Raw genomic sequence first — 24,682 nt, 5'->3', positions numbered from 1 at the left:
AATGTTAAGAAGAACCAAAGGGGAGATTAGCTCAGCTGGTTCAGAGCACCTGCCTTACAAGCAGGGGGTCACTGGTTCGAACCCAGTATCTCCCACTAAATAAGCCCTTCAAAAAACAGAAGGGTTTTTATTTAAACCACGCCAGGTCAAGGCGCTAAAATGACAAGGACCAAAGGGAGATTAGCTCAGCTGGTTCAGAGCACCTGCCTTACAAGCAGGGGGTCACTGGTTCGAACCCAGTATCTCCCACCAAACAAAAAAGCCTTTCAGTAATACTGAAAGGCTTTTTTGTTTGATTCCTATCCCAAATTCTTATTGTGCAACCGAAGTTACCTGGTTATAATCCTTAACAACGGTATTCAAAAAAGCCAGCTCATGCATACCTGCTGGTAAACTTATACCAAGACGCATTTTAATTTTATCGGCCATTGCATAAATAAGCTCATAATGCGCCGTTTTGTAATAAGTAGTCAGTACTTCATGGATCAGCTCCATCTCCTGATCATTTAACAAATGTACGTTAGCAAAAACAGGGATATATTCTTCTTCTACAGGTTCAAAAGCAATTTCTTCTAATGTGGTGCGCCCTACGGTTTTAATCACAGTTGTTCCTGCAACCAAATCTCCAATCCGCTGTTTATGCTCAGATAGTGCCACACATAATAACCCTCCCACTTGTCCTGATAACCAGAAATCAACCAGCCTGAATAACCAGCGGATAAAATACTGGCCTATACTTGCCTGTCCGCCATCCAGGCTCACCACTTTTATCTTCATTAACTTTTTCCCCGGACTCTGCCCATTGAAAAAAATCTCACAGATCAGGTGATAAAAAACATAAGCTGCAGCGTAAATGATCATCAGCCCAATAAAAAAAACATTGGTCTTTGGATTGGTGATCAATCCGGCAAATAAAACGAATACTAAAAGTACCCCGATCAGCAGACCAAAATCAATCATTCTTGCCGCTATACGTTCACCCAATCCTGCAACAGGATAGTCAATATCTACCTGCTGACTGGTGTTTACTTTTATTGTTTCCATTAAGTTCAAATATAATATTGATATTTAATTTTTTGTTGCAAAATCACTTTTTGTCAGTATTTTAACAGAAAATTAGATTCGACATGAGGGAGGCTTTGTTCGTTAAACAGAATTCTGAGAAATGGAAGGCCTATGAACGTTCACCCGCAACCAGTCCGGATGAGGTTGCAGATCGCTTCATTGACATTACCAATGATCTTTCTTATGCCAAAACCTTTTATCCGAAATCCAAAACCACTGTTTATTTAAATGGTCTGGCTTCGCTCCTGCACCAATCCATCTATAAGAATAAAAAAGAAGAGAAAAACAGATTTGTCAATTTCTGGAAATTTGAATTGCCGCTGCTTTTCTATACCTACCGGCTGCAGATTGCATATGCTTTTATTTTTTTCATTATCTCTGCATCAATAGGTGCACTTTCTGCAAAATACGATGATAATTTTATCCGGCTTATTCTGGGTGACAGCTACGTCAATATGACCAATGAAAATATTGCTAAAGGTGACCCCTTCGGCGTATATAAACATAGCTCTGAATTCCCTATGTTTTTTTCTATTGCTGCCAATAATATTTATGTATCGCTGCTGATGTTTGTAAGCGGGATCTTTTTATCGATTGGCCCTATTTACTATCTGCTGCAAAATGGGATTATGTTAGGCTCCTTTGAATACTATTTTTTCAGTAAAGGGCTGGGAACAGAATCTATTCTGGTCATCTGGATTCATGGTACCTTAGAAATTTCCGCAATCATTATCGCCGGAGCAGCTGGCCTGGTACTGGGACATGGTCTTCTTTTTCCAAAAACCTATACCCGTTTTCAGGCCTTTAAACAAAGTGCTAAAGATGGGACAAAAATTGCCCTGGGTTTAATTCCAATCCTGTTGATCGCTGCCTTTTTTGAAGGTTTTATTACCCGTCATACCGAAATGCCCCTGTGGTTAAGTATCAGTATCCTTGGTGTATCTCTTGTTTTTATCATCTGGTACGTCATCCTGTACCCCTCAATTCTCTCAAAACGTAATCAAACCCATAAAAATGTCTGAAAAAGTAGAATTCAAAAAACTCAGAGAGTTTGGCGAAATAATTAATGATACCGTCCGCTTTTGTAAAGAGAATTTCAAGCCCTTGCTTAAAGTATTCGTTTATTTTTGCGGCATATTTATTATTGCCGGGATGGTTGCGTTAATTGTACAGCAGACTAGCCTGCAAACATCATTGAGAAATATAGATCCCAGGGATACCCTGGGCAGACTGGCAGGTTATGCGACAATCAGTTATTTTTTTGTTGCACTAATTGGATCAGTGTTCTATACGGCAATTAATGTTTCTATCCTGAGCTTTATAGCCTTATATATTGAGAAGGGAAATATTGCGCCTGAAGTAGATGAAGTATGGGGCTATTTCAGATATTACTTTCTCCGGATATTTGGCAGTAGTATACTGCTTAGTCTGCTCATCATTATCAGTCTTGTCATGTGCCTTGTTCCGGGACTTTACCTGTTTCCTGCAATATCACTGATGACTCCAGTTATGATCTTTGAAAATGCCAGTCTGGGTTATGCATTCAGCAAGTCTTTCAAACTCTTAAAAGAGCAATGGTGGACTACCGCAGCGACCTTACTGATCATCTGGGTGATTACTTATGCAACTTCTGCCTTTGCCTCTTTACCGGCTACAATTATGGTGATGGTAAGTACACTGACTGGAGGCGTTAAAGGAATAAGTACTGGTTTAATTATCTTTTCTTCCATTTTGCAGGAACTTTGCAAGGTTTTTATGATTATACCTATAGTAGGCGTTTCATTTTGTTATTTTAACCTGTCCGAACGTCAGAACAGCAGCGGTTTAATGGAACGTATTCAGAAAATGGGTCAGGATGAAACCCCCTTCCATAGCAAAGAAGAATACTAGTATGCTTAAATATCCAGTCATCTTGCTGCTTTTCTTTTTAACCCTGCAGTCCATTCCTGTTCAGGCAGGTCAGCCTATAGCATTAAAAACAGAACAGCTCAAAAATGACAGCAGTAAATTACAGCTCAGACACTTTGATACCCTGAAAATCGACACTTACAGACAACAGCCCGATTTCAGATATGACCAGACAATACCGGTAGATGATAGTTTATGGAATAAGTTCTGGGCCTGGTTCTGGAGACAGTTTAGTGGTATTGCAACAGCAAATTACTCGGGCAGTATGTTCAGATATATTATTATTGCCGTTTTCATTGCATTGATTGTTTTTGTAGTCATGAAATTTACTGGAGTTGATTTCAATATTTTTACTGGAAAATCAAAAACTATAGCCGTTCCTTATGTCGCAGCTTCTGATAATATCCACGAAATAGATTTCAATACCGAGATCGATAAAGCAATCCTCACTTCAAATTACAGAATGGCAGTCAGACTGATGTATTTGCGGTCTCTTAAGAAATTAAATAATAGTAACCTGATTAACTGGCAACCAGAAAAGACCAATCAGACTTATATCAAAGAGCTTACCGATCCGTATCAAAGAGAACAATTCAGCCTCCTTACGACGCAATTTGAATACATCTGGTATGGCGAATTCTTTATTGACCAGGAGAACTTTAAAGAAGTAAAAAACAGTTATGACCAGTTTAATACAGGAATACGATGAGGGGGATGAAATTATATCTTATTGGCAGTGCCACTGCATTGATCCTGTACCTGGTTGCACAATATTATAAACCTAAAGCAACAGACTGGTCTCCAAGTTATTTAAAGGAAGATAAAATCCCTTATGGGCTTTATATCTTAAACCATGAAAAGACGGCTATTTTTCCGGAAGCAGTTTTCAAAACATCAAGGTTACCAGTATATAATACCCTGAAAAATAATAGGTATCAGAACACTTCTTATCTTTTTATTGCCGGCAACCTGAAGTTTGATAAACTGGATTATCAGGAACTGGTGAAATTTATGGCCCGGGGTAATCAGGTATTCATGGCTGCATTTGATCTCGGTAAATTACTTAACGACACGCTGAAACTAGAGATTAACAACAACTTTATACCCAGACTGAAATCTGAACCTATCAATTTTGTCAATCCTTCTCTGAAATCAAAACAGGGTTATGTCTTTGAAAAAGGTATAGGAGATCAGTACTTTTCCAGGCTTGATAGCTCCCGCTGTACTGTGCTGGGGAGAAATGGAAAAGGCGATGTCAATTTTGTAAAATATGCTTTTGGTAAAGGGGCTTTATACATTTTACCAAATCCGCAATTACTAACTAATTATAGTTTATTAAACCCTGCAGGTGCAGCTTATACCGCCAAAGCTCTCTCCTACCTGCAAAAAACGGAAACACTGATCTGGGATGAACATAATACAGCCAGCACTTCCGACAATGGTTCTATATTAAGTGTATTCCTTAAATATGACCAGTTCCGCTGGGCCTACTATCTGTCATTGACCGGACTGCTGATTTTTGTGATTTATGAAATCAAGCGCAGGCAAAGGGTTATTCCTGTTTTACTCCCTTTAAAAAACGCTTCTGCCGATTTTGTAAAGGTGGTCGGAAAAGTATATTACCAGGAACGGGATAACCAGGATATAGCACAAAAGAAAATCAATTACTTTCTGGAATTTATCCGGTTAACCTATCGTCTGAAAACTTTAAAAACAGACGGGAAACTGGTTTCTTCTTTAATCCTGATCTCAGGTGTACAAGAAGAGACCGTCAGAGAATTATTTTCAGTCATCAATGGAATTCAAAGCGGAAATAAGGTTACTGACCTCCTGCTTATTGAACTGAACAAACTAATAGAGAAATTTTATAATCAAGCGAAATAATAATGGAAGCTGAAACATCAAATCAAAGAACCGACCTCACACAGCTTAATCTGGCAGTAGAACAGATCAGAGAGTCAATTGGCCATATCATTGTAGGTCAAAAAGATACTATTGAGTTTCTGATTGCCGGCATTCTGGCCGATGGCCACCTTTTGCTGGAAGGTGTTCCGGGAGTCGCAAAAACGTTGAGTGCTAAATTGATAGCGAAAAGTATTAATGCTGTATTTTCAAGAATTCAGTTTACGCCCGACCTGATGCCTTCTGATGTTTTGGGGACCTCTGTTTTTGATCCCCGGACAGCATCCTTTGCTTATAGAAAAGGTCCGGTTTTCGGTAATATCATCCTGATTGATGAGATTAACCGGGCACCTGCAAAAACACAATCTGCGTTATTTGAAGTCATGGAAGAGCGTCAGATCACTGTAGATGGCCAGACTTACCCAATGGATGAGCCTTTCATGGTACTGGCTACCCAGAACCCTGTTGAACATGAAGGAACTTACAGATTGCCCGAAGCTCAGCTGGACAGGTTCTTATTCAAAATTGAGATTCAATACCCTACACTCGAAGAAGAAATTATCATTTTATCGAGACAGCATCAGCATAAACTGGAAAACGAACTCAAAGAGATTAAACCTGTTTTAAGTATAGACCAGATCAAGACCTGTCGTACAATGATCAAAGCCTTACATGTAGAGCCTAAATTGATTGAATACGCAGCAAAAATTGTACATGAAACACGGAACAACAAATCACTTTACCTGGGTGCCTCTCCCCGTGCTTCTTTAGCCCTTATTAATGGGGCCAAAGCAATTGCTGCCATGCAGGGACGTGATTTTGTGACTCCAGAGGATATTATTAAAGTGGCAGCCCCTGTACTGGCGCACCGCATTATGCTGAGTCCTGATAAAGAAATGGAAGGGCTGACTACGGCCGATATTGTAGCTCAGATTATTCAAAAAATAGAGATCCCAAGATAAACCGCAAAGAGATTGAAAGACTTGTTCGACAAATATTACACCGATCTTTTCCTGGATAAAAGACTGTTTGCCGGTTTAGGCTTATGCGTAAGCTTATTCCTGTTTACATTTTTTCTGCCCTGGCTTGGCGATCTTCCTTATATCTGCTTTGGGGTATTGGTTTTACTGATCTTTATTGATCTGGGCTTATTATTCAGAGGTAAAGGGGTATTTCTCCGCCGCGATCTTCCCGAAAGACTAAGTAACGGAGATGAAAATGAGCTTCATATCTATGTAGAGAATTTTTTCGGCTTCCCGGTGACTATTGGAATTATAGATGAGATCCCCTTTCAGTTTCAAAAAAGAGATTTATGGTTCAAAAGCAATTTAAAAACACGCGAACAGCAAACCATTACCTATAAACTCAGACCAACTAAAAGAGGAGAATATGTATTTGGTCAGACCCGCTTATATGTAAGATCACCAATCGGCCTGCTCTCCAGAAGATTCAATTTTGGAAAAGAGCATACCATACCGGTTTATCCTTCCTTTCTCCAACTGCGTAAATATGAGCTGTTAGCGATATCCAACAGACTGACTGAAATAGGGATTAAAAAAATCCGGCGTATTGGACATAGTATGGAATTTGACCAGGTAAAAACTTATGTGCAGGGCGATGATTACCGGACTGTCAACTGGAAGGCGACAGCCAGAAAAGGGGAACTCATGGTTAATTCTTTTGTAGATGAGAAAGCTCAGCATATCTATTGTATAATTGATAAATCAAGGACAATGAAAATGCCTTTTGAAGGATTGAGCCTGATGGATTATGCGATCAATGCGAGCCTGGTACTCTCCAATGTTGCCTTATTAAAAGATGATAAAGCTGGATTAATCACCTTATCAGAAAAGATAGGAAGTATAGTCCCTGCAGACCGCAGACCCGGCCAGCTGGGTAAAATAATGGAAGTCCTGTATAAAGAGAAGACACAGTACCTGGAAAGCAATATTGAATCCTTGAACCTGGCAGTAAGAAGAGTGATCAAACAACGCAGCCTGCTTGTCTTTTTCACCAATTATGAAAGCATGTCTGCCTTACACAGACAGCTTCCATTTTTAAAACACATCGCTAAATTTCATCTCCTGCTGATCGTATTCTTTGAGAACACAGAAGTCAAATCAATGAGTGAAACACCAGCTCAGGATGTAGAAGGTATTTACATTAAAACTATTGCAGAGAAATTTGTCTACGAAAAGCGGTTAATGGTCAAAGAGCTTTCAAAACATGGTATCCTGTGTATGCTTACCGCACCAGATAAGTTAACGATCAACGTTGTTAACCGGTATCTGGCAATAAAGGCGCAGCAAAAAATCTAATCCTGGTTAAGTTTGAGCTCCATTTGGATATTACAGCGTTCATATGGGGTAATACGTCCTGCGACTTTAACAAATCCCAGTTTATGATACAGATTGATCGCTGGTTTAAGAATCGTATTGCTCTCCAGATATATCTTCTTAGCACCGAGTTCTTTTGCTTTCTGAGCGATTGCACTTCCAAGTAGCCATCCAATACTTTTGCCTTGTACAGCAGGTGATACAGCCATTTTTGCCAGTTCGTAATCATAGTCAGGATCATTCATTTTGATCAGGGCGCAAACTCCAACAGGCTCTCCTTTATATAAGGCAACCAGTATATACCCCCCTTTATCAAGAATATAACCCTGAGGGTCGTCAAGTGCATTATAATCGGCCTGCTCCATTTTAAACCAGCTTGAAATCCACTGTTCATTCAGGGCTCTGAATGCCTGCTGATAAGCCGGCATATAGTCCACAATAGTTACTTCTTTACTTTCTCTTTCTTTTTTAATCTCCTGCACCCGGCGCAAAAGTGTTTTTTGTCCTAATAAGAACTCCCACTCTTCCATTGCTTTCCATAAATCATTTCTTGACTGAGCGGCTATATCGGCCACTGCCTGATCTAAATCTGCATACTGATTCTGTATTTTTACGGTTATTTCATCTCCCTTTGCCGAAAGACTCACCATATTTCTACGGCCATCAGCTTCATCTTTCTTTTCGTTGACCAGACCATTTTTTGCCATTTCACCAATAATCTTACTTACCGAAGGATGAGAATGACCAATCTCTTTAGCAATTGCAGTAATCGTCATTGCCTCTCCTTGTGATAACACATAGAAAACAGGGAACCACTTAGGCTGCATATCAATATCATAACATTTATAAATCTGAGCTGCATCTTCTGTTATCTTTTCTGTTAACATGCGCAATCTGCTTCCTATTGCTTTTTTACCTACCTGATTAAAGAATTCCATTATATAAACACATTTACGTAACTAATTACGTAAATGTAGCAATGATTTTTATTATTCAAAATATATCCTGTCAAAAAAACATAATGATGACCAGTATCATACCATAACATGATAACTATCACAGTTCCGCAACCCATTATTCCTCAACTTTATAACAGTAAATTTTAAATATTCTCCGTTATGAAAACGATAACCGTACTAACTGATTTTTCAGAAAGAGCAGAAAATGCAGCAAGATATGCTTTACGTCTTGCCCAGCACCTCCAAACCAACATCACACTGTATAATTCTTTTTTAGTACCAGCTGCAGAACCGCTTGGGGGGCAGGTGTACTGGTCAATGGAGAATTTTAATAATTTGCAGCAAGACAGTGAAGAACAGCTGAAATTACTGGCTGGCAGACTGGAAGAAGAGTTATCAACTTTACCTATCAATGCCTTCAAACCAGGAATCTCCTGTAAAAGCCAGGAAGGCCCCTTATTCAGACAAGTAAATAAAATAGCCGCTGACAGAGATGTGATGCTGCTGGTGATGGGCACACATAGAAAAGGACTGGCCTCTCTAATTATGGGCAATCATATGCGCGATATTATAGGTTCTGTATCACTACCTGTGTTAGTGGTACCAGAAAACCAGTTCTTTAAGCATCTTGATAAGCTGATTTTTGCTACCGATATGAGTAAGAGTGATCTGGAGATTGTCCATGCACTTACAGAACTTGCAAAGCCTTCTCATGCGGATATTACATTAGCCTATGTACAGACTCCTGGAACAACAGAAGATTCTACTAAAAAGCTGGTCACTAACTTTCTGGAAGAAATATCGAACAAAATAAATTATCCTAAAATCTACTACAGAACAGTTAAAGGGGTTCCGCTTAAAGAAGGATTGAAATGGCTTACTGAGCATGTTACCTGCGATATGTTTGTCATGGTACACCGCCATAAAAGTTTCCTGGAAGAACTGCTTAATCTGAGTAATACACAGAAGATGGCAGCAAACATTAATCTGCCGCTTTTAGTATATCCTTGCCATGAGGACATTGCAGAGCGGTTAATTACTGATGTGGAACTGGGTTATCAGGAGAATATTATCGCTTCGGCTATTAGCTAATAAGGCAGAAAAATATCTTGTAAACAAGAAGGCCGTATCATACAATGATGATACGGCCTTCTTTTCATATGAGTTGATCAGGATTAAAACATATCCCACCAAAGTTTTGTAGTAACGGCATCACCACCTATTGCAGCAGATGCTGCTGTATAGTTAGCACCGTTCAGCGTTTGCTCTCCAATAGGATAAATTAAACGTTTAGGTATAACTAAACCGTCTGGTACAGATTGTCCCGGAGGCGCAGTAGCGTTTGTTGGTGGCAATAATTTAGGGAAGTCCAGACGTCTCCATTCTGTCCAGCTTTCAAAGCCTCTGTTGTATAAGGCAATCCATTTCTGAGTACCAATTACCTCTTTGTAAGTTGCTCCGGCTGTTGCATAGGCAACATCAGGACGTGCAAGGTAAGTTGTCGCATCAGCCACAGTTCCACCCCAGTAAATAATAGAAGCGGTTACCGCATTATTATAGTGATCAGCAGCTGTACCGCCAACGCTGAAACCTCTTGCAGCAGCTTCTGCCAATGCAAACTCAGTTTCAGGATAGTCAAGCAATAGTGCTTCAAAATCTAAAGAGATGATTTTGTCAGTCATTGTAGAGCAGTTTCCAAAAGAGTTAGAATACCCGTAGTTTCCACCCACAAAATTACCTCCTATTGTCGTGAAGAAACCTTTACGACGTGGATCTGCTAAAGCATTTAACCTGTCAATGAAAGGCTTAGCACCTACATAATCTTTCCTTTTTGTCAGCAAGATATTCGCATTTGTTGAAATAGGATTGTTATTTGGTGGGCTGCCAAGATATTTAAAGATTGCATTATCAGCAGCACTTTTGAAAACATTAGGTGCTGCAGACTCAATTGTAGTTTTTGCTTTTGCCGGGTCTTTATCCGCAATGATCAATCCCAATCTCAATTTTAAAGAGTTACCGAATTTAACCCATGCATTGATATCACCTTTATAAATGATATCAGCCGTTCCTAAACCTGTAGCAGAAGTTTTTAATTTTCCTAATGCAGCATCTAAACGTACAAGTAGGTCATTATAAACAGTTGCAGCATCATCATATTTTGGATTAACTACGGAAATATCCATTGCCTGAGAGTAAGGAACATTTCCAAATGTATTTACCAAAGTGGACCATGCCATTATTTCCAGAATCTCTGCCTGCGCAAGCTGATTGATTTTGATATCAGCATTCAATAATGGATCTGCACCAATAACTTTCTTACCTTCTCTCAGGTTGACAATTACTTTCTGATAAATCGCATCCCAGAGTGCAGCAGGTATAGGTCTCGCTGTTAAATTATATCTTGGCTCATCCAGATATTCTGTACTTGTCCAGTACTGTACGTAAAAGCGGAATACATTTGAGTTTACGTTTGGTGTGGTTAGGATATCCGTAAAGTTTTTCTCCGCATTGGAGATTAACGTAACACCGGGAACCACAGTCGCCTTTTTTTGATCGACATTATAGTCTCCCAGGTTTTTAGAACAAGAGCTGAAAAATGCTGCTGCTACTAAAATGATATATATTTTTTTCATATTCTGCTTATAATTTAAATCTAACATTGAAACCTACTGTTCTTACCGCCGGGTAAGATCCACTCTGATAGCCCTGGATATTACCTGAACTTAAACCATCTTCAGGATCTGCGAAAGGAACATTTTTATGGATGATCCAAAGGTTACGTCCGATTAGTGATACATCAATTCCTTTGAATGCACGCAGTTTATTTACCCATTTAGCAGGTAAAGAGTAATTTAATGCTACCTCTCTTAATTTGATATAACCTGCATCATAGATTGCTGAAGCACGTGGAGGGTTGTTTGGATAACCATAAGCCGAATTACCTGAGTTAGATACATCAATACGTTTTGTATTTGGTGTACCATCAGCTAAAACACCTGGTAAAACAATACCACCACCATTAGCCAGTGTATTTCTTAAAGGATTGCCCAAATCATTTGTTCCTGCAGAACCAGCATACAGACCAGTTCCCTGGCCATACCACTGATCCAGTGACCAAAGGTCTCCACCTTTACGGATATCAATCAGGAAGTTTAAGGAAACATTTTTATACTTGAACGTGTTTCCGATACCACCCATCCATTTTGCATTAGGATCACCGATAATTTCTGAGGCACTTCCTGTAGCTGCATAATATCCATTGGCATTTACAACCGGCTGGCCATTTTTATAAATATAATTTGTTCCGCGGATAATACCGTATGGCTCACCAACTGCAGCATTATACGTAACAGCACCTGATAATCCAGTCGCACCTGTTGAAGAAGCATAATTCAAAGGTATATTGGATACGCCTTCGAAAAGAGAAACAACCTTACTGCGGTTCATAGACCAGTTTACGTTCAATGTCCAGGAGAAGTCTTTAGTTTTTACCGGAATAAAGAATGCTGATACCTCAACCCCTTTATTCTGTACTTCACCCGCATTCACATATTTCCTTAAGAAACCTGTTGCAGAAGTTACCTGAACTGGTGTAATCTGATCTACTGTATTTGTTTTGTAGAAAGTCAGATCAAACCCTAAACGGCTGTTCAGGAAGGCTGTTTCCAAACCTGCTTCTATACTTTTAGTACGCTCTGGTTTTAAATCATTGTTATTTTTGGTATCTGGCACTGCAAAAAATGGAATAGAATTAAATGCAGTTGGTTTGGCATAGGTATCATAAACACTTAAAGGAGGTGCATCATTACCCACTTCGGCATAGTTTAACCTCACTTTACCATAAGATAACCAGGTCAGGTCTTTTAATGAATTAGAGAACACATAACTTCCTGCTACTGAAGGGTACCAGAAAGAGTTTTTATTAGTAGGTAAAGTTGTAGACTGATCTCTACGGATCGTTGCATCCAAGAAGAACAGATCTTTATAACCAAATGTAGTACTTGCAAAAACACCATCAACTGCTCTTCTTTCCAATAATTCCAGCGGAGCTTCAATCGGGCTTACTGAGTTTGACAACGCGTACAGGTTAGGAACAACCAGACCTCCATTTGTTTTTGCTGTAATGCTTGTTAATTTACTACGGCGTAAATTGGCTCCCAATAAACCTTTGAATGAAATATCTTCAGAGATTTTTTTGTTGAAATTCAGCAACAGGTCAAAGTTGGTTTCCGCAAATGTTCCGTTAGTACGGGAATAAAGAGGTAATTGTGTACTTCCGATAGCAATATGTTCTTCCTGCATGGTCGAAGTTCCGTCAAAAGATACACGGCCAACAACATCAAACCAGTCATTTACTTTATAATTCAGACCGGCATTACCGAAGTAATGGTCTCTTGTATCACTTGCAACGTTTTGGTAACGGTTAAAATAAGGGTTATCAGCATAGATCGGGCCTGTACCAGTTGCATCTCCCCAGTTCCAGCTAATATTTTTATTGTTTCTTTCGTAAGCAGTCTTCAGATCTTTAATATCTGCAGCTACGTTCCACCATTGACGAAAACCCTGCATAGGGTTTAATCCGCTATAACCTGTACCATAACGTCCTAAACCGTCAACTTTAGAATAGTTGGCGGAAGCATTTACTGTTAAGTTTTTAGCAATCTCATAAGTAGACCCGAAGTTAAACAGGTTTTTAGTGATTTTACTGTTTGGCAATATTCCTCTTTCATCGTTACGGGTGTAACCAATTTTAAAGGTACCTTTCTCACCACCTCCGTCTATACTCACACTTTGGTTAGAAGTAACAGCAGTCTGGAAAAAAGTTGAAGGGTCATTAGCAGCTGCTACCCATGGGGTAGCTGTTTTGTATTTAGGAGAAAAAGGGTCCAGTGACTCCCATTGATAAATCATCAGATTCGGATCAAATTTAGGACCGTATGAAGCATCAGAACTAAACTGAGGAGTCATTACTTTACCAGTACCAAAAACATCTCTATACCAGAAACCCGGTGTAGGCACAACATTACCGTCTCCGTCAGTAGCCGGAGAGTTATATCCCTGACCATATTCTTTCTGGTATTTTGGAAAAGTAGATTTATCGATTTTGCCAAAGGTCACACCACTATTTACAGTAATGTTAGTCCCATTTTTACTTCCTTTTTTTGTAGTGATGATTACCACACCATTGGCAGCTCTTGATCCGTATAATGCGGTAGCAGCCGCACCTTTCAGCACAGTCATTGAAGCTACGTCATCAGGGTTGATATCTGATGCGGCATTACCATAATCATAACCGGCACGACCTGATGTCTGATCGGCAGTATTAGAACTTGCATTTGATACAGGGACACCATCAATGATAAATAAAGCCTGGTTATTACCAGTAATGGATTTAGATCCACGGATAACAATATTTGTTGATCCGCCCATCGCATTACTACGTTTAACATCTAAACCGGCAACTTTACCGCCTAATGAGTTTACAATATTAATATCTCTTGTTCTGGTGATTTCTTCAGCCTTCAATTCCTGAGCAGCGAATGGCAGCTCATTCTTTTTCCGTGAAATTCCCATTGCTGTAACAACAACCTGGTCCAGTTGTTTAGAATCTTCGGATAAAGAAACATTAACAACGTTTGATGCCGGTATAGTTACGCTTTGCGCAACATAACCAATGTAACTAACTTCAAGTGTAGTGGATTCTTTTGGTGCGGAAATAGTAAATCTTCCGTTTGTAGCGCTCATCGCTCCTTGTTTTGCTCCTTTAACACGGACTGTAACACCTGGGAGTGGCATCCCGTCCGACTTTGAGGTGATCGTCCCCGTTACTGTCTTATCTTGCGCATTTACTTGTATAGCAAATAGCAAAAAGACACAGAAAAATAGTAGTCTTTTTTTCATAAAAAATTTAGGTTTTATTAGTGATTCGGCTGTAAGATAAAATAATTTAGCAGTCAAAAAAAATAATTTTAAATTATTTTAACATAAAAGTTACATGCGTAGTACAAAAAAAACCACCCATTTACTTATTAAAAATTATGTTTTTTGCTAAAAAACATCAAATAATATATGAAAAACGCAATAAATTGAGAAATCACCTTATCCAGGCAATTAACTATTTTACATTATGTCACTATAAAGGGAAATGTTCTTTTTTATTAAAACGTTTAACCAATTTTAGTTGACATTCTCAGAAATTCATGAATTCTCCCTAAAGAATTCAGGCCAATTGTCTGCATAATATCAGAAAAACTATTAAACAAATAAATACTATAGATTTAGTAGTTTATTTATATATTTGCAGACGATTTAGTTGTTCATTGATTTCTACTTATCCAGAAAGACCGAGGGAAAGGCCCTGTGAAGTCTTAGCAACCTATATACATTTATTCTGTGTAAAAGGTGCTAACTCCTATCCACATTAAGCGGAAAAGATAAGTGATAGCTATAAAAAAACCATATCGTGGTTTACTATCATCTGTTTCCTTAATCATTTCTGATAACGCAGAGTCTTCAAAGAATACAGGATCATAAATACAGATGAAACTAAACACACCAATTATACAATTCGATGAAAACACAATTACACAATCATTTAAAGAGCAGCCATGCTCCAATGTACCTTCTATATATGCAGTCTTACAGCTATATGCAGAAAAACTGCTGTTGTTAACGCATAACAAATAATCGCTGTTCAGCGATCTTCAAACAAACACACCATTTTTTCAATCCGGAAAATCATTCCGCTATTTAATTTTATATGTATAAAACATACAAATACTTATTTGGGATCATATTATCCTTTATAATCGTACAGACTGCTGTCGCACAAACAGAAAAAATTTCTGGAGTGGTCACAGAAAAATCGACCGGGCTACCTCTTCCAGGGGTAAGTATTATCGTTAAAGGGACAAATATTGGTACCCAGACAGATGGTAACGGTAAATTCAGTATCGCTGCCAAAACCAATGATATCATCAAAGCTATATCCATTGGGTATAGCAATCAGGAAATCAAAGTAACATCTGCAAAAACCATTGCCATACAACTGGAGGAGTCTTCCAATGCGCTAAGTGAGGTTGTTGTTACGGCTTTAAACATTCCTAAAGAAAAGAAATCGCTGGGTTATTCAGTGCAGGAGCTGAAGTCAAAAGATTTATCCGAAGCAAAAGAAACCAACCTGGTTAATGCCTTTTCGGGCAAAATAGCTGGCGTACAGGTAACGAACAGCCAGGGTGATATGGGTTCTTCGAGGATTATTATCAGGGGAGAAACTTCTATATCAAATAATAATCAGCCACTGTTTGTGATTGACGGAGTACCTGTAGATAACTCTCAAAATTTAGGCACAGGTGGTTCGCGTGATTTTGCTAATACGATTTCAGACATCAATTCGGAGGATATTGAATCTATGAGTGTATTGAAAGGCCCCAATGCCGCTGCCCTTTATGGGTCCAGAGCTGCTGCGGGTGTAATCCTGATTACCACTAAAAAAGGTAAGAGTGGTCAGGGTTTAGGTATCAGTGTAAATTCAAATGCTACATTCTCTACTTTATTAACGATTCCTTCTTACCAGAACTCCTACGGACAAGGTGCTAATGGCCAGTTCAGCTATGTAGATGGTAAAGGCGGAGGTATTAATGACGGCGTAGATGAAAGCTGGGGCCCAAGATTAGACGGACGTTTAATCCCACAGTTCAACTCTAATGGTGTACCAGTACCATTTATTGCACATCCAAATAATGTACGTGACTTCTTTAATACAGGTCGTACCCTGAATAATGGTATTGCGATTTCAGGATCTGGAGATAAATATGATTTACGTTTTTCTTATAACAACCTGGATCAAACCGGGGTTATTCCTAACTCTTCGCAATCAAAAAACTCTTTCCTGTTAAATGCAACTTATAAAATAACCCCAAAACTGACTTTCAATGCCTCAGCCAATTATGTGAACAGCAGTGCTGCAAACTTACCTGGTTCGGGAGGAAAAAGAGCCAGCAGTACCATGCTTCAATTTACCTGGTTTGGCCGCCAGGTTGATGTCAGTCAGTTAAAGACCTACAAAGATGCGAATGGAAATAATATCAACTGGAATAATAGCTATTACAGTAATCCATACTTTGTTGCCTATGAGAATACTGTTGGTCAGATCCGTAACAGGCTGATTGGAAGTGCAGAAATAAACTATAAGATCATTGATGGTTTATCAGCGAATTTCAGAACCGGAAACGACTATTATACAGACCGCAGAAAGATCAAAATTGCTTATGGAACTAACGGTACTCCATTTGGTTCTTACGAAGAAGATGCCTATACTTTTAGTGAGAACAATACCGAAGGAAGATTGGATTATACTAAAAAGTTAAGTTCAGATTTTAACCTTGACGTTTTATTAGGTGGAAATATACGGACAACCACGATCGAGAACAATGACCAAAAAGCCCCTAAACTGGCTGTTAACAATCTTTATACTTTGAGTAATTCAAGAGATCCGCTGATCTCCTCTAACGTTTATAACAAACAGCGGGTATATAGTACATTTGGTTCTGCTCAGCTGGGTTTCAGAAATTACGCCTATTTAAACTTAACAGCACGTAATGACTGGTCATCTACCCTGCCTCCTCAAAACCGCTCTTATTTCTATCCTTCAGTAAATGCAAGTTTAATTCTTACCGAAGCATTTGATATTAAAGGTGATGTTTTAAACTTCGCCAAACTTCGCGGTGGATGGTCTCAGGTGGGTAAAGATGCCTTTGCTTACCAGCTAGATAACAACTATGCATTTACTGCACCATTTGATAGTAATCCACAGCAAAACCTGAGTGACACAGATCTGAATCCTAATTTGAAACCAGAAACAACCAATTCAACAGAAGCAGGTTTTGAACTGGGCTTTTTCAAAAACAGATTACGTTTTGACTTAAGTTTATATAATACCAACAGTTTTAACCAGATTTTAAGTCTGGATGTGAGTTCGGCCACTGGTTTCCTAAAAAAACTGGTTAACGGCGGAACCATTAACAATAAAGGAATTGAAGCTCAATTAGGCGTTACACCGATTAAAACAAAAAACTTTAGCTGGGACATCAATGTGAATTACTCGATGAACCGCAGTAAAGTAAAAGAACTTTATAAGGACTTAAAAAGTTACCAGCTGGGGTCGGACGGGTCTGTTCAGATCCTGGCAACTGTAGGACAGCCATATGGAACAATTTTCGGTACCGCTTATGCAAGAAATGCTGCCGGAGATATCATTGTTGGAGCTGACGGTACGCCACAGGCAAGTCCTGCTAAAAAAATCCTTGGAAAATACACACCAGACTGGTTAGGTGGTATTACCAATACTTTCACTTATAAAAGAATCAGTTTAAGCGTATTGGTTGATGCACATATTGGTGGTCAGATTTATTCAGGAACCAACAGTACAGGGACTTATACAGGTGTTTTAGCTTCTACCCTTCCGGGACGCGGTACTGAAAACGGAGGACTAAGTTATTATAAAAATGCCGCAGGTAATGCCGTACAGGTTAGCCCGGGCGCAGCAGCTCCGGGAGGTGCAAAAGTATATGACGATGGAATGATCTTCAAAGGATTCTTAGCAGATGGCACACCAAACAATACTATTATACCAGCTAGTCAGTATTATAAATCATTCAATAATATAGATGAGGCTTCTGTTTACAGCGCAACCTATATTAAACTAAGAGAGATAAAATTAGGCTATACCCTGCCATCACAATGGATTAAATCTATAGGCCTGCAAAGTGCCACTATTTCGGCCGTAGGCAGAAATCTATTTATCCTGCACAAGAATGTTCCTAACATAGATCCTGAGTCCGCTTTTAATACTGGTAACGGACAAGGTCTGGAAGATCTTGGCTTACCTACTGTACGCACAATGGGTTTCAATCTTAACTTCAAATTCTAATTTCCATGAGAACAAAATATATACCTCTGTTACTGTCAGGCCTATTGCTTATTACAGCAGCATCCTGCAAAAAAGCATTGGATGAAACCAATGTGAACCCGAATTCTTCAGCAACTGCACAGCCTGAATTTCTGTTAACAGCAGCCATTAAAAACACATCAGATACTTATTGGGGTGCTACCAATAATATGAACTCAAGCCTGCTTTTTGTACAGCACTGGGCCAAAATCCAATATACAGATCCTGATAGATATATTTTTAGCAATACCTCTTTTCAGGATTTATGGACAACCGGATACCGACTGGGAATTGTCAATCTGAATCAGTTGGTTAAACTGGCAGATGCCCAGGGAAATACCAATTATAAAGGTGTTGCCCTGGTACTTAAATCATGGATCTTTGCCTTAGAAACGGATGCTTATGGTGATGTTCCTTATTCACAGGCCGGTGATATTAATCAATACCTGACCCCAAAATACGATACGCAAAGAGATGTATATCTTGGCATCTTAAACGATCTGAAAACAGCACAGGCCAGTTTAGACCCTGCTGGAAAACCAATTTTGGGTGACGTTATTTATGCAAATAATATTGCTTCCTGGAAAAAGTTCACCAATTCTTTACGTTTAAGAATTGCACTGCGCATTGCTGATCGTGAACCGGAAATTTCAAAACAGGTTATTGCAGCTATACAAGCCGAAGGCGGAACATATATCAGCTCGAATCTGGAGAATGCACAATTAAATTATAAAGCTTCTCCTAATCAGAATCCAATCAGTAACCTGTTTGACACCCGTGACGATTACCGGGTGAGTAAAACAGTTGTAGATCAGCTAACGGCCTTAAATGACCCGCGTCTGCCAGTATATGCAAGTAAAGCTGTTAAAACCCAGCTTTATACAGGTGTACCTAATGGATTACTGCCAGGTGATGCTTCTGCCCTTGGCTTAACCAGCACTTCAAAACCAGGTGCTTATTTTCTTGCACCAACTGCACCGGCTGTGATTATCAGCTATTCAGAAGTACTATTTGACCGTGCAGAGGCAGCAGCAAGAGGTTTTACAAACGAGGATGCAGCTTCACTTTACAACCAGGCTATAGCCGCGTCCTTATCGCAGTATGGCATCTCTCCGGCAGATATTGCAGTTTATCAGGCCAGACCAGAGGTGCAGTATAATCCTTCAAATTTCAGAAAATCAATAGGGAACCAGAAGTGGATCGCCTTATTTGGTCAGGGGTTGGAAGCCTTTGCGGAATGGAGAAGACTGGATTACCCGATATTGACACCGGCAGTAGCAGGATCATTAAATGGCAAAATACCGGTAAGATTTATTTATCCTGGTACAGAGCAGTCCTTAAATCCTGATGCTTATAATGCTGCAGTAGCACATCAGGGAACAGATGCTTTAACCACCAAACTCTGGTTTGATGTAAATTAATATCTATCCCCTTAAATATCATCACATTGATATATGTTTTATTCTGATTATCATTCTATTAAATATTCAGAATCTTATAATTTTATCATTTAAATGACTGATATTTAAGGGGACTCTTATACAGTCCGGATTTTAGTCGCTAAAAAAGAAGGATATGAGAATTCTACTAACCTTAATAACCTGCTGTGTGCTGCTTTTCTCTTGCAGAGGAGCCCATTCTTCAAACGATCAAACGATCTCAGCACAGCAGAACAAAACAGCAATAAGTACTTTATCATCAACAGATACAGACGCCGAAGATAACATTAAGGTAGCTGGTGTCCCTCAAAAGGCCTATACAGTTGCTGCTTATGTAGCTAAAAACAACAAGGCCCCACAGGGATACGTTGGCGGAACAGTGTTTCAGAACCGGGAAGGCAGATTACCTCCGGGTGTAGCTTATAAAGAGTATGACATCAATCCTAAGGTCAGAGGAAAGAACAGAGGAGCGGAACGGATTATAATCGGAGCTGATGGCATTCGTTATTATACAGGAGATCATTATAAAACATTTACAAAATTTTAAAAACATGAACGGATATTGCCTCTTTGAAGCCGGAAAAGAAAAGGACCTGATTAAAGACAATACACATATTGTCCGGATAGATGGCCGTGAAATTGTAACTGTGGATGAATTTATTCACGAAATAGCTAAACAACTGGACTTCCCCGATTATTACAGCAGCAGCCTGGATTCACTGGAAGAACTGCTGAATGATTTAAGCTGGTTAAATGAATCTCAGTTCGCTATTATAGTTCGTAATTACTCTTTTTTCTTGTGTGAGGAAAAAGATCTTGCCCGGAAAACTAATCTAATGAATTTGCTGAACGATGTAGCCGAGCAATGGGATAACGTTCCTAATTATCCCGGTGAAGAAGATTTCAGAAATAAAGCGGTGTTTAATATCTACATTGAGAAAACACCTGCAACAGTATCAGAACTGGAGAAATTGAATATCAGCTATCACGAAGCTAAATAGTCATGCTCAAATAAACGTTATAAAAAAAGGGTTGCTCATGGAGCAACCCTTTTTTTATAACAAAGAAGGTCTTATTCAGCCCCCCCGGATTTAGGCCGGTCTGCTTCACTAACTCCCCATGTTGCAGATGGCTGATCACCCATATATAAGGTCAGCATCCCCCCTGCTACGATCGCATCATGTCTCAGATAGTTTTTAGTATAAGGCCTGCCATTTAACATCGCTTTCTGGATATACTTATTTTTCGGCCCGTTACCAACCACTTTAATTCCGAATTTCTTACCACCCGGAAGATTAATAACTGCATTATCGATTAATGGAGAACCAAATACATATTCTCCGTTAGCCGGATTAACAGGATAGAATCCTAAAGCAGAAAACACATACCAGGATGACATCTGTCCCAGATCTTCATTACCACAAAGACCGTCTGGTTTAGCAGTATACAATGAATCTGTGATCTGACGTACTACCTGTGCAGTTTTCCATGGTTTACCTGCATAAGCATATAGATAAGGTGTATGATGATTGGGCTCATTACCTTGCGCATACTGCCCGATCAACCCGCTGATATCAGGAGAACCACCTGCTTCTACTACAGAACTGATACTAAATAAAGAATCCAGTTTCCTGGTAAAACCACCCTCACCACCAAACAAGCGGATCAGGCCTTCCGGATCTTGTGGAACCAACCAGGTATATTGCCATGCATTTCCTTCTGTATAGTCATCTTCACGGTGTTTAGAAGCAACAGGATCAAAAGGTTTGCGCCAGCTGCCATCCGCAAGTTTACCACGCATAAACTCTATTTTCGGATCAAAATATTCAGCATATAATTTAGCTCTCTTGCTAAAATAAACATAGTCCTCTTCTTTATGCATTGCTTTAGCCATACGGGCGATACACCAGTCATCAATCGCATATTCCAGCCCTTTTGCCACCGCTTCATTCACTTTATCGGCAGGAATATATTTCAATTGCTGTATATATTCTATACCGTCCTCTTTCTGCATCGCAGAATGTTTAATCGCCTCGTAAGCAAGCTCAGTATCATATTTTCTGAAACCTTTCAGATAAGCATCTACAATAATCGGCACCGCATGATATCCGATCATGGTATTGGTTTCATTTCCCATTAAATGCCATACTGGTAATTTTCCCTGTTGTTTATAGATAGCCAGAAATGAATTGATAATGTCTGATACTTTATCAGGATGTACAATAGTGTACAAAGGATGAAAAGCCCGGTAAGTATCCCATAATGAAAAAGTAGTATAGTTATCAAATCCAGGTTTATGATAAACTTTCTTATCAGTACCACGGTAATCGCCATTGGCATCATTAAATAAGGATGGGGCAATCATGGTATGGTATAAAGCTGTATAGAAAACCTTTTTAGTCTCTTTGCTGCCTTCGATCTCAATTTTAGACAACTCTTTATTCCATTTCGTATTTGCAGCCGCTACTACTTTAGCAAAATCCCATGCAGGAATCTCAGCAGTGATATTAGCTAATGCGTTTTCATAACTCACCGGAGAGATACCCACTTTCATTTGCAGGATATTTTTCTCAATAGCTTTGAAATTCAATACCGCTTTAATTTTTCTGCCTTTAGCCTCCGTAACAGAAGAAGCCACCTGCGTACTGTCATAAAGTGACATACTGCTTAAAGGTTGTGAAAGTTTAACAGCAAAGTATAAGCGCTGATCTTTGGCCCATCCGGTAGATAAACGATAACCGACCAAAGTAGTACTGTTAATCTGCCTGATATAAGTTTCTACAGGTTTATCCCAGCCTATACCATCACTCAGATCCAGCATCACATGTGGATTATCCTGTTTTGGAGCAAAAGTATAACGGTGAAAACCAACCCGCTCCGAAGCCGTAAGTTCTGCTTTGATCTTATATTTATCCAGAACAACGCTATAATAGCCTGGTTTAGTTACCTCATTTGCATGAGAGAAGGTAGATACATACCCGTTCTTCTGATCAGTTTTAGTCCCTTTATCCAATTGCACCTTACCTGTAGCCGGCATAACCAGTACATCGTTCAGGTCACCAATTCCCGTACCGCTTAAATGTGTATGGGTGAAACCAACAATGGTATTACTTGAATAATGATACCCACTGCACCAGTCCCAGCCCTCAAAAATATTTGTAGGGCCTAACTGTACTGCACCAAATGGTACATTAGCACCAACAAATACGTGTCCATGTGCATCCGAACCTATCATCGGATCTACATACTGACTTAAATTACTTTGTGCACTCAGATTAAAACTAAAAATCAAACTGCAAATAAATATCAGACCTGTTTTTTTTCTACTCATTGTAAATATATAAGCTGTAAAAATAAAAAAACACCGGTCTTTCTATGCCAGAAACAGGCGATAAAAAGACCGGTGCGTGTAATTTTATTGTTTTAAACCGGATTTTAGAAATTCGGTTTGGCTACATCCCACCATAATCTTGTACCACCATTATCAGGGCCACCCAATAACTGGATACCTTTATCTAATTCAGTACTGTTAGTATTACGTTCGTTCTGTGGGAATGGCAATCTTCTGATTTGAATTGCAGTATTGATTGTACCGCCACTGTTATTTTGAACTACAGGGAAAAGTTTTGGATATCCTGTACGACGGTATTCTGACCATGCTTCCTGACCTTCAGGGAAAATTGCCAGCCATTTCTGCGTAATAATACGTTCCAGGTTTTGCTCATTGGTAGCACTGCCATCCCATTTCACGGTAATAGAAGTTGGTGAAGGCGCATTGTTTACTGCATTCTTAGGATCAACATAAGCTGCAGGAACATTCGTAGCATTATTGATATAAGTACTCGCATCACCCAGACCATATTGCTGAAATGAAGTTGTGATACCTAGTTCATATAAGCTTTGAGCACTTCCACCTGCATTAGCCCACCCTCTCAGGGCAGCTTCAGCACGTAAGAAATAAACCTCTGCAGCTGTCATTAACTGAACAGGGCTTGATTTCGAGAAGGTCGGTGTTCCATTGCTCACATTCAAACCAGAATAACCAACATAGTCATCTTTGGAAACAATATTTGTACCGATACGGATTCCTTTATATTGTCCGCCTAAGTTCTTATCCGTAGACTTATCAAAATACTTTGGTAATCTTGGATCTGCATAACCTGATAAGTAAGATTCAATTGCAGCACCCATTCTTGTATCTCCCCAATCCTGAGAGATAAATACCAATGGATTGCTGAACCCTACACCAAGAACTTTAACTGCCATATTATCTGCAGGAGAAGTTAACAATCCTCCATTTGCAGGATTCATTGCTTTCTCCCCTTCTAACTGAGCTTTTCCAGGATCAACTTTGACCAGGCGCATCGCTAACCTCAAACGTAAAGAGTTTGCATATTTTAACCAGGTAGCCAGGTTTCCATTGTATACTAAATCAAAATCACTAAAGCTAAAAGGAAGAGTTTTACCTGTTGATACGAAGTCGTTAATTTTCTTCTGCGCATCATCCAGTTCAGTGAAGAACTGATAATAAACATCTTTCTGGCTATCATAAGGGTTATTCACCTTTAAACCTACAGTACTGTAAGGAATAGGACCATAGATATCGGTCACTCTGCTCATCGCCGTAACTTTGATCAATTGAGATACCGCCCAAACTGATGGATAAGTCTGGTCGATCCCGTTGTTTTTCAGTTTTCTGACATTAGCCATTATATTTAAATAGCCTACTTTAAATGCCTCACCATTCCAGCCCTGAACCATGAAATAGTTGGTATTGTTATTACCACCATTAAATGGAGTAGGTGACATAAAGTAACCAGAAAAGTTATCAGCATTTAAATTCTGCTGAACCTGGTAAGAGTTTGGATCACCACCGCCAGAGAAGTTAACAATTGATCTCTGCTCCATCTGAAAGAAGAATTTAAGATCATTATAATCAGCAATTAATTCTTTATCTGAGATACCTACAGGATCTGTATTAATATTTTCGAAGCTTTTTTTGCAGGAAGTAATGGTCAACACAGCCAGGCATAACGCGCCTGCTACGCGCAACCTGTTTGCCGGAATTGATATATTGAATTTCGTTTTCATTTTCTTTGTCTTATTGTTAAAAAAACAACTGGT

At 39.3% G+C, this 24,682-nt stretch carries 17 protein-coding genes, 2 tRNA genes and 1 riboswitch; of the genes, 13 read left to right on the top strand and 6 right to left on the bottom strand.

The genetic code is table 11. The features are described from left to right. Positions 1-20: 20 nt before the first annotated feature. Together HDE68_RS08820 and HDE68_RS08815 are read left to right on the top strand one after the other, a co-directional pair. Positions 21-95, top strand: a tRNA-Val gene (locus tag HDE68_RS08820). A gap of 79 nt (positions 96-174) precedes the next feature. Next, positions 175-252, top strand: a tRNA-Val gene (locus tag HDE68_RS08815). Positions 253-312: 60 nt separating this feature from the next. On the opposite strand, the gene HDE68_RS08810 is transcribed toward HDE68_RS08815, so the two are convergent. After that, the gene (locus HDE68_RS08810; RefSeq protein ID WP_183881013.1) at positions 313-1,044 is read right to left on the bottom strand and encodes an RDD family protein; all 732 of its coding nucleotides are present in this window, start codon (positions 1,042-1,044) and stop codon (positions 313-315) included. An 83-nt stretch (positions 1,045-1,127) separates the two neighbouring features. On the opposite strand from HDE68_RS08810, the gene HDE68_RS08805 reads away from it, so the two are divergent. The 6 genes from HDE68_RS08805 to HDE68_RS08780 are packed head-to-tail and all read left to right on the top strand — an operon-like array spanning position 1,128 to position 7,193. Further along, the gene (locus tag HDE68_RS08805; RefSeq protein ID WP_183881011.1) at positions 1,128-2,087 is read left to right on the top strand and encodes a stage II sporulation protein M; all 960 of its coding nucleotides are present in this window, start codon (positions 1,128-1,130) and stop codon (positions 2,085-2,087) included. Continuing rightward, positions 2,080-2,955 carry a hypothetical protein gene (locus tag HDE68_RS08800; protein ID WP_183881009.1) on the top strand — a complete coding sequence of 292 codons (876 nt, stop codon included), beginning with the start codon at positions 2,080-2,082 and terminating at the stop codon, positions 2,953-2,955. The genes HDE68_RS08805 and HDE68_RS08800 overlap by 8 nt, the downstream gene beginning before the upstream one ends. 1 nt (position 2,956) lies before the next feature. Further along, positions 2,957-3,682, top strand: a complete 726-nt coding sequence (locus HDE68_RS08795; RefSeq protein ID WP_183881007.1) for a DUF4129 domain-containing protein — start codon at positions 2,957-2,959, stop codon at positions 3,680-3,682. 5 nt (positions 3,683-3,687) lie between these two features. After that, positions 3,688-4,857: a DUF4350 domain-containing protein gene (locus tag HDE68_RS08790; RefSeq protein ID WP_260171716.1), complete on the top strand. Its 1,170-nt coding sequence runs from the start codon at positions 3,688-3,690 to the stop codon at positions 4,855-4,857. Between the two features lie 2 nt (positions 4,858-4,859). Continuing rightward, complete coding sequence (locus tag HDE68_RS08785) at positions 4,860-5,837, top strand: AAA family ATPase (RefSeq protein ID WP_183881003.1); 978 nt, start codon at positions 4,860-4,862, stop codon at positions 5,835-5,837. 12 nt (positions 5,838-5,849) lie between these two features. Beyond that, the gene (locus tag HDE68_RS08780) at positions 5,850-7,193 is read left to right on the top strand and encodes a DUF58 domain-containing protein (protein WP_183881002.1); all 1,344 of its coding nucleotides are present in this window, start codon (positions 5,850-5,852) and stop codon (positions 7,191-7,193) included. Here the strand turns inward: HDE68_RS08780 and HDE68_RS08775 are convergent. Beyond that, positions 7,190-8,149, bottom strand: coding sequence for a GNAT family N-acetyltransferase (locus HDE68_RS08775; RefSeq protein ID WP_183881000.1), 960 nt, complete (start codon positions 8,147-8,149; stop codon positions 7,190-7,192). The two genes, HDE68_RS08780 and HDE68_RS08775, sit on opposite strands and share 4 nt — an antisense overlap. A 180-nt stretch (positions 8,150-8,329) precedes the next feature. Here HDE68_RS08775 and HDE68_RS08770 point away from each other — a divergent pair, with 180 nt between their 5' ends. Continuing rightward, the gene (locus HDE68_RS08770; RefSeq protein ID WP_183880998.1) at positions 8,330-9,262 is read left to right on the top strand and encodes a universal stress protein; all 933 of its coding nucleotides are present in this window, start codon (positions 8,330-8,332) and stop codon (positions 9,260-9,262) included. An 83-nt stretch (positions 9,263-9,345) separates the two neighbouring features. Here HDE68_RS08770 and HDE68_RS08765 read toward each other — a convergent pair whose 3' ends face one another. Further along, the gene (locus tag HDE68_RS08765; protein ID WP_183880991.1) at positions 9,346-10,803 is read right to left on the bottom strand and encodes a SusD/RagB family nutrient-binding outer membrane lipoprotein; all 1,458 of its coding nucleotides are present in this window, start codon (positions 10,801-10,803) and stop codon (positions 9,346-9,348) included. A gap of 7 nt (positions 10,804-10,810) precedes the next feature. Continuing rightward, positions 10,811-14,071, bottom strand: coding sequence for a SusC/RagA family TonB-linked outer membrane protein (locus HDE68_RS08760; protein WP_183880989.1), 3,261 nt, complete (start codon positions 14,069-14,071; stop codon positions 10,811-10,813). A gap of 427 nt (positions 14,072-14,498) precedes the next feature. Beyond that, positions 14,499-14,611, top strand: a riboswitch (SAM riboswitch). A gap of 319 nt (positions 14,612-14,930) precedes the next feature. On the opposite strand from HDE68_RS08760, the gene HDE68_RS08755 reads away from it, so the two are divergent. From HDE68_RS08755 to HDE68_RS08740, 4 genes are all read left to right on the top strand, one after another. Beyond that, positions 14,931-18,101, top strand: a complete 3,171-nt coding sequence (locus tag HDE68_RS08755) for a SusC/RagA family TonB-linked outer membrane protein (RefSeq protein ID WP_183880987.1) — start codon at positions 14,931-14,933, stop codon at positions 18,099-18,101. Positions 18,102-18,106: 5 nt separating this feature from the next. After that, positions 18,107-19,540, top strand: a complete 1,434-nt coding sequence (locus HDE68_RS08750; RefSeq protein WP_183880985.1) for a SusD/RagB family nutrient-binding outer membrane lipoprotein — start codon at positions 18,107-18,109, stop codon at positions 19,538-19,540. 154 nt (positions 19,541-19,694) lie between these two features. Next, positions 19,695-20,105 (top strand): ribonuclease domain-containing protein, encoded by a 411-nt coding sequence (locus HDE68_RS08745; RefSeq protein ID WP_183880983.1) that lies wholly within the window; start codon positions 19,695-19,697, stop codon positions 20,103-20,105. A gap of 4 nt (positions 20,106-20,109) precedes the next feature. Then, positions 20,110-20,559, top strand: a complete 450-nt coding sequence (locus HDE68_RS08740) for a barstar family protein (RefSeq protein ID WP_183880981.1) — start codon at positions 20,110-20,112, stop codon at positions 20,557-20,559. A gap of 71 nt (positions 20,560-20,630) precedes the next feature. On the opposite strand, the gene HDE68_RS08735 is transcribed toward HDE68_RS08740, so the two are convergent. Further along, positions 20,631-22,889: a GH92 family glycosyl hydrolase gene (locus HDE68_RS08735; protein WP_183880979.1), complete on the bottom strand. Its 2,259-nt coding sequence runs from the start codon at positions 22,887-22,889 to the stop codon at positions 20,631-20,633. Positions 22,890-22,993: 104 nt separating this feature from the next. Further along, positions 22,994-24,649: a RagB/SusD family nutrient uptake outer membrane protein gene (locus HDE68_RS08730; protein ID WP_183880977.1), complete on the bottom strand. Its 1,656-nt coding sequence runs from the start codon at positions 24,647-24,649 to the stop codon at positions 22,994-22,996. Between the last annotated feature and the right edge of the window lie 33 nt (positions 24,650-24,682).

It is taken from the genome of Pedobacter cryoconitis (genome assembly GCF_014200605.1).
Lineage (GTDB): Bacteria > Bacteroidota > Bacteroidia > Sphingobacteriales > Sphingobacteriaceae > Pedobacter > Pedobacter cryoconitis_B.
The sequence above is the reverse complement of the archived record's forward strand: the minus strand, read 5'-3'. Positions and strand labels throughout refer to the sequence as shown.

Bases quoted from the DNA above. Each gene is read 5' to 3' on its own strand.
- HDE68_RS08800 (WP_183881009.1), top strand. From the start codon at position 2,080: ATGTCTGAAAAAGTAGAATTCAAAAAACTCAGAGAGTTTGGCGAAATA.
- HDE68_RS08810 (WP_183881013.1), bottom strand. From the start codon at position 1,044: ATGGAAACAATAAAAGTAAACACCAGTCAGCAGGTAGATATTGACTAT.
- HDE68_RS08795 (WP_183881007.1), top strand. From the start codon at position 2,957: ATGCTTAAATATCCAGTCATCTTGCTGCTTTTCTTTTTAACCCTGCAG.
- HDE68_RS08770 (WP_183880998.1), top strand. From the start codon at position 8,330: ATGAAAACGATAACCGTACTAACTGATTTTTCAGAAAGAGCAGAAAAT.
- HDE68_RS08765 (WP_183880991.1), bottom strand. From the start codon at position 10,803: ATGAAAAAAATATATATCATTTTAGTAGCAGCAGCATTTTTCAGCTCT.
- HDE68_RS08745 (WP_183880983.1), top strand. From the start codon at position 19,695: ATGAGAATTCTACTAACCTTAATAACCTGCTGTGTGCTGCTTTTCTCT.
- HDE68_RS08785 (WP_183881003.1), top strand. From the start codon at position 4,860: ATGGAAGCTGAAACATCAAATCAAAGAACCGACCTCACACAGCTTAAT.
- HDE68_RS08730 (WP_183880977.1), bottom strand. From the start codon at position 24,649: ATGAAAACGAAATTCAATATATCAATTCCGGCAAACAGGTTGCGCGTA.
- HDE68_RS08775 (WP_183881000.1), bottom strand. From the start codon at position 8,149: ATGGAATTCTTTAATCAGGTAGGTAAAAAAGCAATAGGAAGCAGATTG.
- HDE68_RS08790 (WP_260171716.1), top strand. From the start codon at position 3,688: ATGAAATTATATCTTATTGGCAGTGCCACTGCATTGATCCTGTACCTG.
- HDE68_RS08755 (WP_183880987.1), top strand. From the start codon at position 14,931: ATGTATAAAACATACAAATACTTATTTGGGATCATATTATCCTTTATA.
- HDE68_RS08805 (WP_183881011.1), top strand. From the start codon at position 1,128: ATGAGGGAGGCTTTGTTCGTTAAACAGAATTCTGAGAAATGGAAGGCC.
- HDE68_RS08740 (WP_183880981.1), top strand. From the start codon at position 20,110: ATGAACGGATATTGCCTCTTTGAAGCCGGAAAAGAAAAGGACCTGATT.
- HDE68_RS08735 (WP_183880979.1), bottom strand. From the start codon at position 22,889: ATGAGTAGAAAAAAAACAGGTCTGATATTTATTTGCAGTTTGATTTTT.
- HDE68_RS08760 (WP_183880989.1), bottom strand. From the start codon at position 14,071: ATGAAAAAAAGACTACTATTTTTCTGTGTCTTTTTGCTATTTGCTATA.
- HDE68_RS08750 (WP_183880985.1), top strand. From the start codon at position 18,107: ATGAGAACAAAATATATACCTCTGTTACTGTCAGGCCTATTGCTTATT.